Raw genomic sequence first — 14151 nt, forward strand, 5'->3', positions numbered from 1 at the left:
TGGCGGGAACGGTGTGCGCCCTTTTAAGAGCGCACACCCTATCAAGTGGTTACTCGGCAGCGTCCGGCAGCTGGCTTGCAGCCTGCAGGTCGTCAACCTTGGAGTTCTCCAGCTCGACCGAAAGACCCAGCGAGCGCATTTCCTTGACGAGAACGTTGAAGCTTTCCGGAATGCCGGCCTCGAAGGTGTCGTCGCCACGGACGATCGCCTCGTAGACCTTGGTGCGGCCGGCGACATCGTCCGACTTCACCGTCAGCATTTCCTGCAGCGTATAGGCTGCGCCGTAAGCTTCGAGCGCCCAGACTTCCATTTCGCCGAAGCGCTGACCGCCGAACTGCGCCTTGCCACCAAGCGGCTGCTGGGTCACGAGCGAGTAAGGACCGATCGAGCGGGCATGGATCTTGTCGTCGACCAGGTGGTTGAGCTTCAGCATGTAGATGTAGCCCACGGTCACCTGGCGGTCGAACTGCTCGCCGGTACGGCCGTCATAGAGCGTCGACTGACCGGTATCCTTCAGACCTGCCAGACGCAGCATGTCGTTGACATCGCCTTCGTTTGCGCCGTCGAAAACAGGCGTTGCAATCGAAACGCCACGCTTCCACTGATCGGCGAGACGCAGAACCGAGTCATCGTCGAAATCCTGGACCTGTTCGGCCTTCGGACCGTCCCCGACGACATCGCCGATGGTCTTACGCAGCGGCTCGATGTTGCCGTTCGCCTTGTAGGCTTCGATCAGTTCGCCGATCTGGCGACCCATGCCGGCGCAAGCCCAGCCCAGGTGCGTTTCCAGGATCTGGCCGACGTTCATGCGCGACGGCACGCCGAGCGGGTTCAGAACGACGTCGACATGCGTGCCGTCTTCGAGGAACGGCATGTCCTCGACAGGCACAATGCGCGAGACCACGCCCTTGTTCCCGTGACGGCCGGCCATCTTGTCGCCCGGCTGGATCTTGCGCTTCACAGCGACGAAGACCTTGACCATCTTCATGACGCCAGGAGGCATTTCATCGCCGCGCTGGACCTTCTCGACCTTGTCCATGAAGCGCTGCTCAAGGCGCGACTTGGATTCGTCGTACTGGCCGCGAAGCGCTTCCAGCTCGCTCTGAACCTTCTCGTCTTCGACCGCGAACATCCACCACTGCGAGCGGGGATATTCGGAGACGACGGCGTTCGAAAGCTCGGTGCCCTTCTTGAAGCCCTTCGGGCCGGCAATGGAGACCTGGCCGCGCAGCATGTCGATCAGACGGCCGTAGACGTTACGGTCGAGAATGGCCTGCTCGTCGTCGCGGTCCTTGGCAAGGCGCTCGATCTCTTCGCGCTCGATCGCCATCGCGCGCTCGTCCTTCTCAACGCCGTGGCGGTTGAAGACGCGAACTTCGACGATCGTGCCGTAGGTGCCGGGCGGCATGCGCATGGAGGTATCGCGCACGTCGGAGGCCTTTTCGCCGAAGATGGCGCGCAGAAGCTTTTCTTCCGGCGTCATCGGGCTTTCGCCCTTCGGCGTGATCTTGCCGACGAGGATATCGCCCGGCTGAACTTCGGCGCCGATATAGACGATGCCGGCTTCGTCGAGGTTCTTCAGCGCTTCTTCCGAAACGTTCGGAATGTCGCGGGTGATTTCCTCAGGGCCAAGCTTGGTGTCACGCGCCATCACTTCGAATTCTTCGATGTGGATGGAGGTGAACACGTCGTCGGCAACGATGCGCTCGGAGAGCAGGATCGAGTCTTCGTAGTTGTAGCCGTTCCAGGGCATGAACGCGACGAGCGCGTTGCGGCCGAGCGCCAGGTCGCCGAGATCGGTCGACGGGCCGTCGGCGAGGATGTCGCCGCGGTTGACGACGTCACCGACGGTGACCAGCGGACGCTGGTTGACGCAGGTGTTCTGGTTCGAACGCTGGAACTTCTGCAGGCGGTAGATATCGACGCCTGATTTGCCGGCTTCGAGGTCTTCCGTGGCGCGGATAACGATACGAGTCGCGTCGACCTGGTCGACCACGCCGCCGCGGCGAGCGCCGATGGCGGCACCGGAGTCACGGGCGACGACCGGCTCCATGCCGGTGCCGACGAACGGAGCTTCGGCACGCAGCAGAGGCACGGCCTGACGCTGCATGTTCGAGCCCATGAGCGCGCGGTTGGCGTCGTCGTTTTCCAGAAACGGGATGAGCGCGGCTGCGACCGAAACGACCTGCTTCGGCGAAACGTCCATCAGGTTCATGCTGTCGCGAGGCGCCAGCATAACTTCGCCGGCATGGCGGCAGACGACGAATTCGTCAACGAAAGAACCGTCGGGGTTCATCTCGGCGTTGGCCTGAGCGACGTAATACTTCGCCTCTTCCATGGCGGAGAGGTAGAGCACGTCGTTCGTCACTTTGCCGTCCACGATGCGGCGATACGGGCTTTCGATGAAGCCGTACTTGTTGACGCGGGCAAAGGTCGCAAGCGAGTTGATGAGACCGATGTTCGGGCCTTCCGGCGTTTCGATCGGGCAGATGCGGCCGTAATGGGTCGGATGCACGTCGCGGACTTCGAAGCCGGCGCGCTCGCGAGTCAGACCGCCCGGGCCAAGAGCCGAAAGACGGCGCTTGTGGGTGATTTCCGAGAGCGGGTTGACCTGGTCCATGAACTGCGAGAGCTGCGAGGAGCCGAAGAACTCGCGCACGGCGGCAGCAGCCGGCTTGGCGTTGATCAGATCCTGCGGCATGACCGTATCGATCTCGATCGAGGACATGCGCTCCTTGATCGCGCGCTCCATGCGGAGCAGACCGAGACGGTACTGGTTCTCCATCAGCTCGCCGACCGAGCGAACGCGGCGGTTGCCGAGGTTGTCGATGTCGTCGATCTCGCCCTTGCCGTCGCGCAACTCGACCAGCATCTTGACCACGGCCAGGATGTCGTCCTTGCGCAGGATGCGGACGGTGTCTTCGACGGTGAGGTCGAGGCGCATATTCATCTTGACGCGGCCGACGGCGGAGAGGTCGTAACGCTCCGCATCGAAGAACAGCGAGTTGAACATGGCTTCGGCCGATTCCATAGTCGGCGGTTCGCCCGGACGCATGACGCGGTAGATATCGAACAGAGCGTCCTGACGGTTCTCGTTCTTGTCTGCCGAAAGCGTGTTGCGGATATAGGCGCCGACATTGATGTGGTCGATGCCGAGAACCGGGATTTCGTCGAAACCGTTCGACAGGATGATGCCAAGCGTCTTCTCGTCGATCTCGTCGCCGGCTTCGAGATAGATCTCACCCGTCGAGTAGTTGACGATGTCTTCGGCGAGGTAGTTGCCGTAGAGGTCGTCGTCGCCGGCCTTCAGCGCCTTCAGGCCCTTGTCGGAAAGCTGGCGCAGCAGGCGCGGGGTCAGCTTCTTGCCGGCTTCCACGACGACTTCGCCGGTATCGGCGTCGACCATCTCGGTGATCGCCTTGGCGCCCTTCAGCGTTTCCGGCTTGAAGGGAATGCGCCAGCCTTCGCCGTCGCGCTTGTAGAGCGACTTCGTATAGAAGGTGTCGAGGATTTCCTCGCCGTCCATGCCGAGCGCCATCAGCAGCGACGTCACCGGAATCTTGCGGCGGCGGTCGATACGAGCGTAGACGATGTCCTTGGCGTCGAATTCGATATCGAGCCAGGAGCCGCGATAGGGAATGACGCGCGCAGCAAAGAGCAGCTTACCGGAAGAATGGCTCTTGCCCTTGTCATGGTCGAAGAAGACGCCCGGCGAACGGTGCATCTGCGAGACGATGACGCGCTCGGTGCCGTTGACGATGAACGTGCCGTTGTTGGTCATGAGCGGCATGTCGCCCATGTAGACGGACTGTTCCTTGATGTCCTTGATCGACTTCGCGCCGGTATCCTCGTCGATATCGAACACGATGAGGCGCAGCGTCACCTTCAGCGGCGCGGCATAGGTCAGGTCGCGCTGGCGGCATTCGTCAACGTCGAATTTCGGCGGCTCGAACTCATAGGATACGAATTCCAGCATCGAAGCGCCGGAGAAATCGGTGATCGGGAAAACCGACTTGAAGACTGCCTGAAGACCCTCGTCGGGCCGGCCGCCCTTCGGCTCTTCAACCATCAGAAACTGGTCGTAGGACGCCTTCTGAACCTCGATGAGGTTCGGCATTTCCGCGACTTCGGGGATCTTACCAAAAAACTTGCGTACGCGCCTGCGACCGTTGAACGAAAGGGTCTGAGCCATCGTCGCTCCTTCAAAATCTTGCACCCGGGCCTGCAACGGACGGGAACCGATGGCCAGTCGACCCCGTCAATCAATGGGTAGTTCAATCTCGTCCGACTACCGGAACGCTCAGCTCGGATTGCTGTGCTGCCCTCGGTGCGAGACTATCCTTTTGAAGAACCCATTACCCAAAAGCCGTTTTGACGCGGCTTTTGGGTAATTCGTTCAGAAAAACGGCAAATGGGAGGCAGCAAATGCCACCTCCCAAAAGCAGTTCAAGCTTACTTGACGTCGGCCTTGGCGCCAGCGTCTTCGAGCTTCTTCTTGATGTCAGCGGCTTCAGCCTTGGAAACGCCTTCCTTGACAGCCTTCGGAGCGCCTTCGACGAGGTCCTTGGCTTCCTTGAGGCCGAGACCGGTGATGGCGCGGACTTCCTTGATGACGTTGATCTTGTTTGCGCCGGCATCCGTGAGGATGACGTCGAACTCGGTCTTTTCTTCTTCAGCCGGAGCAGCTGCGCCGCCTGCACCACCAGCAACGGCAGCAACAGCTACCGGAGCAGCGGCGGAAACGCCCCACTTTTCTTCGAGCAGCTTGGAAAGCTCAGCAGCTTCCAGGACGGTCAGAGAGGAGAGGTCTTCAACGATCTTTGCGAGATCAGCCATTTTCTAGTTCCTTTTGTTCGGTTCGAACTGTTGAGTATGTACAGCGAAAAACCGCCTTAAGCGGCTTCGTCCTTCTTGGCGTAGGCCGAGAACACGCGAGCAAGCTGACTTGCCGGTGCTGCAACAACGCCTGCGATGCGGGTAGCCGGTGTCTGGATCATGCCCAGCAGCTTCGCACGCAGTTCGTCCAGCGAAGGCAGGGTCGCAAGCGACTTGACACCTTCGGCGTTGAGCGTGGTTGTTCCCATGGCGCCGCCGAGAACCACGATCTTATCGTTGGTCTTGGCGAAATCCATGACGACCTTCGGAGCGGTGATCGGATCATTGCTGTAAGCAATGAGAGTCTGACCCTTGAAGAGATCGGAGATCCCTTCCGCTTCCGTACCCTGAAGGGCAATTTTGGCCAGGCGGTTCTTCGCGACTTTGACGGTGCCGCCAGCAGCGCGCATCTTCGAACGAAAATCGTTCATCTGTGCGACTGTAGCACCAGCATAGTGGGCCACGACAACCGAGCCCGATGCCTTGAAGACATCGTTCAGTTCCGTGACGAATTCGCGCTTTTCCGCTCTTTCCACTGCCTATCTCCAGTTGGCGGGACCGTTTGAACGGACCCACCGGGTTGCCTTTGCCTCCCGGGATCAAAAGAGATCCCAAGCGACGCTTGAGGATCCTGTCCCCTCGCGCTCCGCGCCACTTAAGGCAAGGAAGGCACAAGGCATCCAAGGCTCGAACCGATTTCCTAGAAGCAGAACTTCATGCAATTCGGGTCTTACCCGTCTCATGCAGGCAAAGTGATTAAGGGAAAACCACCTGCAATCTCGGACAGGATTCCGGATTTCTCCGGAATATTCCGGCCCCTTGCGAGGCCGGAATTCTTGTTATCAGGCCAAAGCCCGATGAAACTTATGCAGTCGCGGCCGCGGTGACCGAGCCGACTTCGATCTTTACGCCCGGGCCCATGGTCGAAGAAATCGCCACGCGCTTGACGTAATTGCCCTTGGCGCCAGCCGGCTTCGCCTTGATGACGGCGTCGGCGAAAGCGCGGATGTTTTCTTCCAGAGCCTTGGCATCGAAGGAGGCCTTGCCGATGCCGGCGTGGACGATGCCAGCCTTTTCGACGCGGAACTCGACGGCGCCGCCCTTGGAAGCCTTGACGGCTCCGGCGACATCCATGGTGACGGTGCCGACCTTCGGGTTCGGCATCATGCCGCGCGGGCCGAGAACCTTACCGAGACGGCCGACGAGCGGCATCATGTCGGGAGTGGCGATGCAGCGATCGAAATCGATCTTGCCGCCCTGGACGATTTCGACGAGGTCTTCTGCACCGACAACGTCTGCGCCGGCTGCCTTGGCTTCGTCAGCCTTGGCGCCACGAGCGAAGACTGCGACGCGAACCGTACGGCCGGTGCCGTTCGGCAGGTTGACGACGCCGCGAACCATCTGGTCCGCATGACGCGGGTCAACACCGAGGTTCATCGAGACTTCGATAGTTTCGTCGAACTTGGCGACAGCCCGTTCCTTGACCATGCCGATGGCGGTCGTCAGAGCGTAGAGCTTGGTCGGATCAACACCTTCATTGATCTTCTGAGTGCGCTTGCCTGCCATGGTCTTAACCCACCACTTCCAGGCCCATGGCGCGGGCGGAGCCCTCGATCATCGCCATTGCACCTTCGATATCTGCTGCGTTCAGGTCCTTCATCTTGGCTTCGGCGATCGTCTTGATCTGAGCCTTGGTGAGGGTACCGGCCTTTGCGCCCTTGCCCGGGGTCTTGGAACCGGACGTGATCTTCGCTTCCTTCTTCAGCCAGTAGCTGACCGGCGGCTGCTTCATAGCGAAGGTGAAGGACTTGTCCTGGTAATAGGTGATGACGACCGGAATCGGCATACCCTTTTCCATTTCCTGCGTGGCGGCATTGAACGCCTTGCAGAATTCCATGATGTTAATGCCACGCTGACCAAGCGCCGGTCCGATCGGCGGGGACGGGTTCGCCGATCCTGCCTTGACCTGAAGCTTGAGCTGGCCTGCAACTTTCTTAGCCATATCTCTCTGCCTTTCATGAACGGCCGGCTGCCCGGCCCGTGATGCCGGATCGCTCCGGCGGCTGCGGTTGCGTGGTGCGGATCATTGGGGTCCGGCTAAGACCCCTCACCTTCCACGCGGATGCGGACAAGGTCCGCAGGAAACAGGCCGCAAGGGCCGGCTTCCAATTCTGCAATCAGACCTTCTCGACCTGCGCGTATTCCAGCTCGACCGGCGTTGCGCGGCCGAAGATCGACACCTCTACCTTCAGGCGCGAACGCTCTTCGTCCACATCCTGAACCGTGCCGTTGAACGAAGCGAACGGGCCGTCGGAAACGCGGACCTGCTCGCCGATCTCGAAGGTGATGGACGCCTTCGGCCGCTCGACACCTTCCTGGACCTGGCCGAGAATGCGCTCGGCTTCATAATCCGGAATCGGAACGGGCTTATTGTCTGAGCCGAGGAAACCGGTGACCTTCGGCGTATTCTTGATCAGGTGGTAGGCCTCGTCCGTGAGATTGGCGCGAACGAGGACATAACCCGGGAAAAATTTGCGCTCGCTGTCGACCTTGCGGCCGCGACGCACTTCCACCACCTTTTCGGTCGGCACGAGAATCTTCTCGAACAGGTGCTCAAGCCCCTTCTGGCGAGCCTTGTTCTCGATGTCCTCAGCCACCTTCTTTTCAAAATTGGAATACGCGTGGACGATGTACCAACGTGCCGCCATTTTTATCTCCACCCGTATCAGTTGCCGATATTCAGCACGAAGCTGAGGGCCCAGCCGATCAGCTGGTCAGCGGCAAAGAAAAACAGCGCGGCGAAAACCACCATCACAAGCACCATCACCGTCGAGATCATCGTCTCGCGGCGCGACGGCCATGTGACCTTGGACGTCTCGGAGCGAACCTGCTGCAGAAACGCAAATGGATTGGATTTGGATGCCATCGACTGCCCACGCAATTACGGCGCGTAAAGCTGAACATATCAGCCCCACGCACCGCGTGTCTGTTGAACCCTAAATAAACACCGATTTCCGAATACACAAGAGGGAAACCGAAGTTTAACGAAATTAGTTGCCACCAATTGTTCCCGCTCCGAAACGCTGCAAGCACGTCCGCGCTGTCCCGTATTCAGGAAAGTGGCAGGGGCAGAGGGGCTCGAACCCCCGACCTGCGGTTTTGGAGACCGCCGCTCTACCAACTGAGCTATACCCCTTCATGCCGATCATCCAGCGCCGAAGCCAAGGCCCGCAAATCGCTATCGAAAAGCATGGCGACCCTTTAAGACGACGGCGCGGGATTGGCAAGCACGATTTTCGATTTTCAAAGCCATTCTCCTCATATGGGGGTTCATGGCTTTTCAACCGCGCGGCCGGGGCCTGGTCAGACCTTCACGTATTTCCGCCAATCGTGTTCCTCCTTGAAGCCCAGCACTTCGCGGATCTTGCGGTTGGAGAGCAGCCCCTCATATTCACCGATATCGCGCGTGAAGGGCACGTTCGGGAAGAATCGCTTCGCAAGTTCCTTCGACGGCGTATTGGCCGAGACGGTATCGTTGGCGGCGTTGAAAACCTGATAGCCGAGGCCGTCCTTCTCGATGCAGAGATGGCAGATCTGGCCGAGGTCGCGGGCGTCGATATAACTCCAGGCGATGCGCTTGCGCATTTCGGGATTGGCGAAATAGGTGGGAAACCTCTCATATTCGTGCGGCTCGATGACATTGCCGATGCGCAGCGCATAGATGTCGAAGCCGGACCGTTCGGCAAAGGCGCGCGCGGTCTTTTCGTTGACCACCTTCGAAAGGCCGTAGGAATCCATCGGATTGACGTCATAGTCCTCCTCCAGCGGGAACTGGTGGAAATCGCGATGTCCCTCCGCGAAGCAGACGCCGTAGGTCGTCTCGCTGGACGCGACGATGATCTTGCGGATGCCGAGCTTCACCGCCGCCTCGATGACATTGTAGGTGCCCATCGTGTTGATGCGGAAGGTCTCGTTGTCAGGTTTGATCAGGATGCGCGGAATGGCGGCGAAATGCACGACGGCATCGAAGGGCTGGACGCCCCTGCCCGCGTCGAGATCGGGAAAATCGCGATGCATGGAGAGCGCGTTGAAAACCTGACCGCTATCGGTGATGTCTGCGATGAGGTTGGTGACGCCGGGGCTATCCAGCGGCACGAGATCGAGATTGTGAACCTCGTAACCTGATTTGACCAGCCATGGCACGGCATGGCGACCCGCCTTGCCCGAACCGCCTGTGAACAGGATTCGCTTCTTCATGGAATATCCTCCGCGTCATGAGACCGGAGGCATAGTTAGACGCTTCCGCGCGAAGAGCAAGCGAGCGTCCTGCAAGGGGTTTAACCCCGCCCCGCCAGGAGCACCCTATCCGGGAGCGCCTGGTCAATCATTGCCCTATCACCGCAGCCCCCTGCGATGACCCGGCAGGGTCGTCACTTGACGACGCTTACCTCATTAATCTGCACACCGGCCGACTGAACGACCTCTTGCGGAATTGCAGCGATGAAAAACATCGTGAAAACATACATCGCGAATATCGTCGCAACGAATGTGGCCTTTGGAATCATCCGGGCTCTCCTCTTTACAAGGAGGAGTCTGGACTAAAATGAGCCAATCACAACCGCTTTCTGAACGTGAGATGAACAAAATACTGTGACGGGCGGCTTTAACGATATTTTTACAACACCTGTTAAACGACCCGGAAGGCATCAAAAACGAAAAACCCCGCTGTTTCCAGCGGGGTTTTCTGATTGTGGATAACCTAAAAGGTTACTCGACGATCGAAGCGACGATACCGGCGCCGACGGTGCGGCCGCCTTCGCGGATGGCGAAGCGCAGCTTTTCTTCCATCGCGATCGGAACGATCAGCTCGACGGCAACCGTGACGTTGTCGCCCGGCATGACCATCTCCGTGCCTTCCGGCAGCGTCACAATGCCCGTCACGTCGGTCGTGCGGAAGTAGAACTGCGGACGGTAGTTGGTGAAGAACGGCGTATGACGGCCGCCCTCTTCCTTCGTCAGGATGTACGCTTCAGCCATGAACTTCTTGTGCGGCTTGACCGAACCCGGCTTGCACAGGATCTGGCCACGCTCGACGCCGTCACGGTTCACACCGCGAACCAGTGCGCCGATGTTGTCGCCGGCCTGGCCCTGGTCGAGCAGCTTGCGGAACATTTCAACGCCGGTCACCGTCGTCTTCGAGGTCGGACGGATGCCGACGATCTCGACTTCTTCGCCGACCTTGACGATGCCACGCTCGACGCGGCCGGTCACCACGGTGCCGCGGCCCGAGATCGAGAACACATCTTCGATCGGCATCAGGAACGGCTGGTCAACCGGACGCTCAGGCGTCGGGATGTAGGCGTCGACAGCAGCCATCAGCTCACGGATCGCGTCTTCGCCGATCTTCTTGTCGGAATCTTCGAGAGCGGCCAGCGCCGAACCCTTGACGACCGGAATGTCGTCGCCCGGGAAGTCGTAGGACGACAGCAGTTCGCGAACTTCGAGCTCGACGAGTTCGAGAAGCTCGGCGTCGTCAACCTGGTCGACCTTGTTCAGGAACACGACGATCGCCGGAACACCGACCTGGCGGGCCAGCAGGATGTGCTCGCGCGTCTGCGGCATCGGGCCGTCGGCAGCCGAGCAAACCAGGATCGCGCCGTCCATCTGGGCAGCACCGGTGATCATGTTCTTCACGTAGTCGGCATGGCCGGGGCAGTCGACGTGCGCGTAGTGGCGGTTCGGCGTCTCGTACTCGACGTGCGCCGTCGAGATCGTGATGCCGCGCGCCTTCTCTTCCGGAGCCGCGTCGATCTGGTCGTACGCCTTGAACTCACCGAAGTACTTCGTGATCGCTGCCGTCAGAGACGTCTTGCCGTGGTCAACGTGGCCGATCGTGCCAATGTTGACGTGCGGCTTGTTGCGCTCAAACTTACTCTTTGCCATTTGAATGCTTCCTGTGAACGAAATGGTGGCCCCGGCGAACCGGTTTAGTGCCGCCGTTTAAGGCTTTCGGCGAAATTGCGCAAGACTTAATTGCAGACGCCATTCTTGGCGTGACAGCGCATATGGGAGACAATTCGCCGCCTGCAAGGCGATTCGCCGAAGCCCCCTCAAAAATCGCTGAAATCCTGAAGAAAAATGACTGGATCGCGCGTTTTCGGCAGGCGGGCGATAACGACATTCGTCCGCTTCGCCGAACATATCCACGCGGATCGCGCCGGCGATCGTCTAGACTAAGTTAAATGGAAGCTGGAGCGGGTAGCGGGAATCGAACCCGCGTATTCAGCTTGGAAGGCTGCTGCTCTACCATTGAGCTATACCCGCGGGATGGTCAGATCCGATGACGAATGGTGGAGAGAGTTGGATTTGAACCAACGTAGGCTGAGCCAACGGATTTACAGTCCGTCCCCTTTAACCACTCGGGCATCTCTCCAGTTTTCGTCCGGATCTTGAAGACCAAGTTCGTCAGACTTCGAAGCGTTGCCGCCCGTCGTCTGCGCCGCGTATATGACCGGACCATTTCAGTCTGTCAACACGATGACAATAGAAAAAACACGAAAAATTTCATTCGCCGCCGAAAGCCCGCATATGAAAGAAAGCCTATGCGGCGACCAGCGCCCTGGCTATAAAGCCGCATGAGCAAAGACAAGAAATTTGGCGGCAAGACCGCGACAGACCCATCCGCCAAGGATACCCACTACGCCAATCTGCGGCGGGCCCACCGCGACGCCAAGCGCGAGCGCGGCGAGATCCCGACGCCCCAGCCGCAGAAGCGCAAGCGTGGGGCTGAGGACTGGAAGCCGCCGGCGCTCGCCCCGGATCAGGTTCATCTTTATGGCCTGCATACGGTGCGTGCGGCGCTCGACAATCCCGAGCGAAAGAAGATCAAGCTGTTCGTGACGCAGAACGCGCTTGCCCGGCTCGAAATCGATGTCGGGACGCTCGGTATTCCCGTCGAGATCGTCTCGCCGCAAGAGATCGACAAGGCGCTCGGCCCCGAGGCGATCCATCAGGGCGTGATGCTGGAAACGCGGCCGCTTCCGGTGCGCAGGCTCGAAGCTCTGAAGGACAGCCCTCTCCTGCTCGTCCTCGATCAGGTCACCGATCCGCACAATGTCGGCGCCATCATGCGCTCGGCCGTCGCCTTCAATGCCGGCGCGGTCATCACCACCCAGAGACACAGCCCGACCGAGTCCGGCGTGCTCGCCAAATCCGCTTCCGGTGCGCTGGAGCTGATACCTTATATACAGATTACCAATCTCGCCGATGCGCTCGGTGAATTGCACAAGCTCGGCTTCTCCACCATCGGCCTCGATTCGGAAGGACCGGCGCCGCTCGAAGGCACCTTCTCCGGCGAGAAGGTGGCGCTGGTGCTCGGCTCCGAGGGCAAGGGGCTGCGGCAGAAGACGCGCGAGACCGTCGGCGCGCTTGCCCGCCTCGACATGCCCGGCGCCATTAAATCGCTGAACGTCTCGAATGCGGCGGCGATCGCGCTTTATGCGGCGCGGCTCTACCTGAAGGCATAGGCCGGTCCGCAGGCGGGCCGCGACAAAGGGGAACTGTCATGATCCGTTTCATCCTTCGGCGCGCGGCTCCAGCAGCGGCGCTGCTTTTCTGCGGCATGGCCCATGGACAGGATATCGATCCCGGTATTCTCAAAGCGCAGGCAGGAACCTATCTCATCGCTCCCGCTGACGGCGGCGCCGGATGCCGCATGACGCTCGAAACCGATATGGCGATCGGCGGCTACTCGCTTTCCGGTCAGGAAGCCTGCGCCAAGCCGCTGCCGGCATTCGCCGAAGCCGCTGCATGGAATTTCGACGGCAATGGCGGCCTCATCCTCATCGATCCCGTGCGCAAGGTGCTCGCCCGCTTCGTCGAAAACGAGGGCTCGCCGATGAAGACGGAACACGGCAAGCCGCTGCTGCTGATCGCAGCACCCGACGGCGTCGACCACCTGCCGACCGTCGCAAGCCTTGCGGGAGCTTGGACGATGCAGCGGCCGGATGGCGAAAGGCTCTGCGGCGTGACGCTCGACGGCAATGTCGGCACGGACGGCAATGCGCCATTGTCACTTTCCGGTGACTGCGCCGCCAATGTCGCCAAACTCAAGCTCGCGGTATGGCGTATCGACGGGTTCGGCCTGACGCTGATGGGCCACGACGGTTCTTCGCTGGGATTCGACATGCGCGCCGACGGCAATTTCGACAAATCGCAGCAGGAAGGCGGCAAGCCGCTTTCGCTCGTACGCCGCTAATCCTCGGTCAGTCGGGCGTCCCGCAAGTGGTCGGCCCATCCATCGGCCGGCGCGTCGTCTCGCCCGCGGCATAGCCGACTTCAACGGGATAGACGATCACACTCGGCAGTTTTCCGATCTCGCTGGCGTGGTCGGGGCTTCGCTTCATTTCCACCTTGTAGGCGACGGAACAATCCGGCAATTGCTTCGGCGTCAGTCCGGTCTCTGCCGAAATTGCCTTGGCGCAGGCAGCGCCCTCCAGATAGAGTGAGCAGGACGCCGTGTAAACGCGGCGAAAATCGAGGGTCAGCTCCCCTCTCCCGCTTCTGATCGCGGTAAAATCGTCGCCATCCAGCGAATCGTTGAGCAGCCGTTCACCCGTCGCGGCATCATAGACGACGAACGGCAATCCGCCGTTCCATCCGTCAGCCGCGCGAAAGAAGACGAACCCGCCGCTGGCGCCCATGAAATAGCCGGCAGTGTCATCCTCGATCACCCGTTCGCGCCCGTCGGTGCGCTCGCACGGCGCATCGGCAGCCAGCAGCGCCAGCTTTTCGGCGCCGACTTCGCCGAGATCGACCTCCTTGACCATGAAGCTCGGATAACGGCTGCAGCTGATTTTCCGTTTTGCGTCGGGATTGAGTTCATCTCTCGGCAGCGCCACGACGTCCACCTTCACCGGCTCTTCAAAAGCTGCCGCATTCTGCGATGCGCCGAAAAAGGAAGCCATTGCCGCAACGATGACCGATATCCTGACCGCGCAATTCATCACAGCTCCCGCATCCCTTTATTTGCGGTATCTCTGCCATGTTTCGATCTGTCTGGACAGATGGAAAGCGGGAGACGGCACCGACCGGAGGGCGGCAATTCGATACCAAAGATCTCCATTTTTGCCTTGGAAAGATGCTCCCACGCACTATGATCGGGCGATGACCGATTACAGCAACCGACCAGAGGCAAGGAGGAATATCCGCCCCATGGCCATTCGACCACTGATTTTCGGTGTCCTTTTCATTGCGGTCTTCGTCGGGATCATTCTG

12 protein-coding genes and 3 tRNA genes are annotated in these 14151 nt (G+C 60.0%); 2 read left to right on the forward strand and 13 right to left on the reverse strand.

Annotated elements, in window-relative coordinates; translation table 11 throughout:
- Positions 1-49: 49 nt before the first annotated feature.
- From rpoB to ATY77_RS14440, 12 genes are all read right to left on the reverse strand, one after another.
- On the reverse strand, positions 50-4192 hold the full coding sequence (rpoB, locus tag ATY77_RS14385; RefSeq protein WP_088677317.1) for a DNA-directed RNA polymerase subunit beta: 4143 nt from the start codon (positions 4190-4192) through the stop codon (positions 50-52).
- Positions 4193-4452: 260 nt separating this feature from the next.
- The gene (gene rplL / locus ATY77_RS14390; protein WP_004669074.1) at positions 4453-4836 is read right to left on the reverse strand and encodes a 50S ribosomal protein L7/L12; all 384 of its coding nucleotides are present in this window, start codon (positions 4834-4836) and stop codon (positions 4453-4455) included.
- Between the two features lie 56 nt (positions 4837-4892).
- Positions 4893-5411: a 50S ribosomal protein L10 gene (gene rplJ, locus ATY77_RS14395; protein WP_088677316.1), complete on the reverse strand. Its 519-nt coding sequence runs from the start codon at positions 5409-5411 to the stop codon at positions 4893-4895.
- A gap of 328 nt (positions 5412-5739) precedes the next feature.
- On the reverse strand, positions 5740-6441 hold the full coding sequence (gene rplA / locus ATY77_RS14400) for a 50S ribosomal protein L1 (RefSeq protein ID WP_088677315.1): 702 nt from the start codon (positions 6439-6441) through the stop codon (positions 5740-5742).
- 4 nt (positions 6442-6445) lie between these two features.
- Positions 6446-6877 carry a 50S ribosomal protein L11 gene (gene rplK, locus ATY77_RS14405; protein WP_009985507.1) on the reverse strand — a complete coding sequence of 144 codons (432 nt, stop codon included), beginning with the start codon at positions 6875-6877 and terminating at the stop codon, positions 6446-6448.
- 175 nt (positions 6878-7052) lie between these two features.
- A complete protein-coding gene (gene nusG / locus ATY77_RS14410; RefSeq protein WP_004669067.1) occupies positions 7053-7583 on the reverse strand; it encodes a transcription termination/antitermination protein NusG in 531 nt (176 codons plus the stop codon).
- A gap of 17 nt (positions 7584-7600) precedes the next feature.
- On the reverse strand, positions 7601-7801 hold the full coding sequence (gene secE / locus ATY77_RS14415; protein WP_088677314.1) for a preprotein translocase subunit SecE: 201 nt from the start codon (positions 7799-7801) through the stop codon (positions 7601-7603).
- A 194-nt stretch (positions 7802-7995) separates the two neighbouring features.
- Positions 7996-8071 (reverse strand) — tRNA-Trp (locus tag ATY77_RS14420).
- A 167-nt stretch (positions 8072-8238) separates the two neighbouring features.
- Positions 8239-9132 (reverse strand): NAD(P)-dependent oxidoreductase, encoded by an 894-nt coding sequence (locus ATY77_RS14425; RefSeq protein ID WP_088687876.1) that lies wholly within the window; start codon positions 9130-9132, stop codon positions 8239-8241.
- A 510-nt stretch (positions 9133-9642) separates the two neighbouring features.
- Entirely contained in the window at positions 9643-10818 is a 1176-nt protein-coding gene (gene tuf / locus ATY77_RS14430; RefSeq protein WP_088685483.1) for an elongation factor Tu, read from the reverse strand.
- A 307-nt stretch (positions 10819-11125) separates the two neighbouring features.
- Positions 11126-11199, reverse strand: a tRNA-Gly gene (locus tag ATY77_RS14435).
- Between the two features lie 24 nt (positions 11200-11223).
- Positions 11224-11308 (reverse strand) — tRNA-Tyr (locus ATY77_RS14440).
- Between the two features lie 202 nt (positions 11309-11510).
- Between ATY77_RS14440 and rlmB the strand changes: the two genes are divergently transcribed.
- Positions 11511-12401: a 23S rRNA (guanosine(2251)-2'-O)-methyltransferase RlmB gene (gene rlmB / locus ATY77_RS14445; RefSeq protein ID WP_088677280.1), complete on the forward strand. Its 891-nt coding sequence runs from the start codon at positions 11511-11513 to the stop codon at positions 12399-12401.
- Between the two features lie 38 nt (positions 12402-12439).
- Positions 12440-13132 (forward strand): AprI/Inh family metalloprotease inhibitor, encoded by a 693-nt coding sequence (locus tag ATY77_RS14450; protein WP_088677279.1) that lies wholly within the window; start codon positions 12440-12442, stop codon positions 13130-13132.
- Between the two features lie 7 nt (positions 13133-13139).
- Here the strand turns inward: ATY77_RS14450 and ATY77_RS14455 are convergent, their stop codons facing one another.
- Positions 13140-13880 carry a hypothetical protein gene (locus ATY77_RS14455; protein ID WP_088677278.1) on the reverse strand — a complete coding sequence of 247 codons (741 nt, stop codon included), beginning with the start codon at positions 13878-13880 and terminating at the stop codon, positions 13140-13142.
- Positions 13881-14151 lie beyond the last annotated feature (271 nt).

It is taken from the genome of Rhizobium sp. R634 (genome assembly GCF_002211305.1).
GTDB lineage: Bacteria > Pseudomonadota > Alphaproteobacteria > Rhizobiales > Rhizobiaceae > Rhizobium.

What these genes read in the sequence shown, in the direction of transcription:
- rpoB (WP_088677317.1), bottom strand. Translation starts at nt 4,192, where the DNA reads ATGGCTCAGACCCTTTCGTTCAACGGTCGCAGGCGCGTACGCAAGTTT.
- rplL (WP_004669074.1), bottom strand. Translation starts at nt 4,836, where the DNA reads ATGGCTGATCTCGCAAAGATCGTTGAAGACCTCTCCTCTCTGACCGTC.
- rplA (WP_088677315.1), bottom strand. Translation starts at nt 6,441, where the DNA reads ATGGCAGGCAAGCGCACTCAGAAGATCAATGAAGGTGTTGATCCGACC.
- rplK (WP_009985507.1), bottom strand. Translation starts at nt 6,877, where the DNA reads ATGGCTAAGAAAGTTGCAGGCCAGCTCAAGCTTCAGGTCAAGGCAGGA.
- nusG (WP_004669067.1), bottom strand. Translation starts at nt 7,583, where the DNA reads ATGGCGGCACGTTGGTACATCGTCCACGCGTATTCCAATTTTGAAAAG.
- secE (WP_088677314.1), bottom strand. Translation starts at nt 7,801, where the DNA reads ATGGCATCCAAATCCAATCCATTTGCGTTTCTGCAGCAGGTTCGCTCC.
- ATY77_RS14425 (WP_088687876.1), bottom strand. Translation starts at nt 9,132, where the DNA reads ATGAAGAAGCGAATCCTGTTCACAGGCGGTTCGGGCAAGGCGGGTCGC.
- tuf (WP_088685483.1), bottom strand. Translation starts at nt 10,818, where the DNA reads ATGGCAAAGAGTAAGTTTGAGCGCAACAAGCCGCACGTCAACATTGGC.
- rlmB (WP_088677280.1), top strand. Translation starts at nt 11,511, where the DNA reads ATGAGCAAAGACAAGAAATTTGGCGGCAAGACCGCGACAGACCCATCC.
- ATY77_RS14450 (WP_088677279.1), top strand. Translation starts at nt 12,440, where the DNA reads ATGATCCGTTTCATCCTTCGGCGCGCGGCTCCAGCAGCGGCGCTGCTT.
- ATY77_RS14455 (WP_088677278.1), bottom strand. Translation starts at nt 13,880, where the DNA reads ATGAATTGCGCGGTCAGGATATCGGTCATCGTTGCGGCAATGGCTTCC.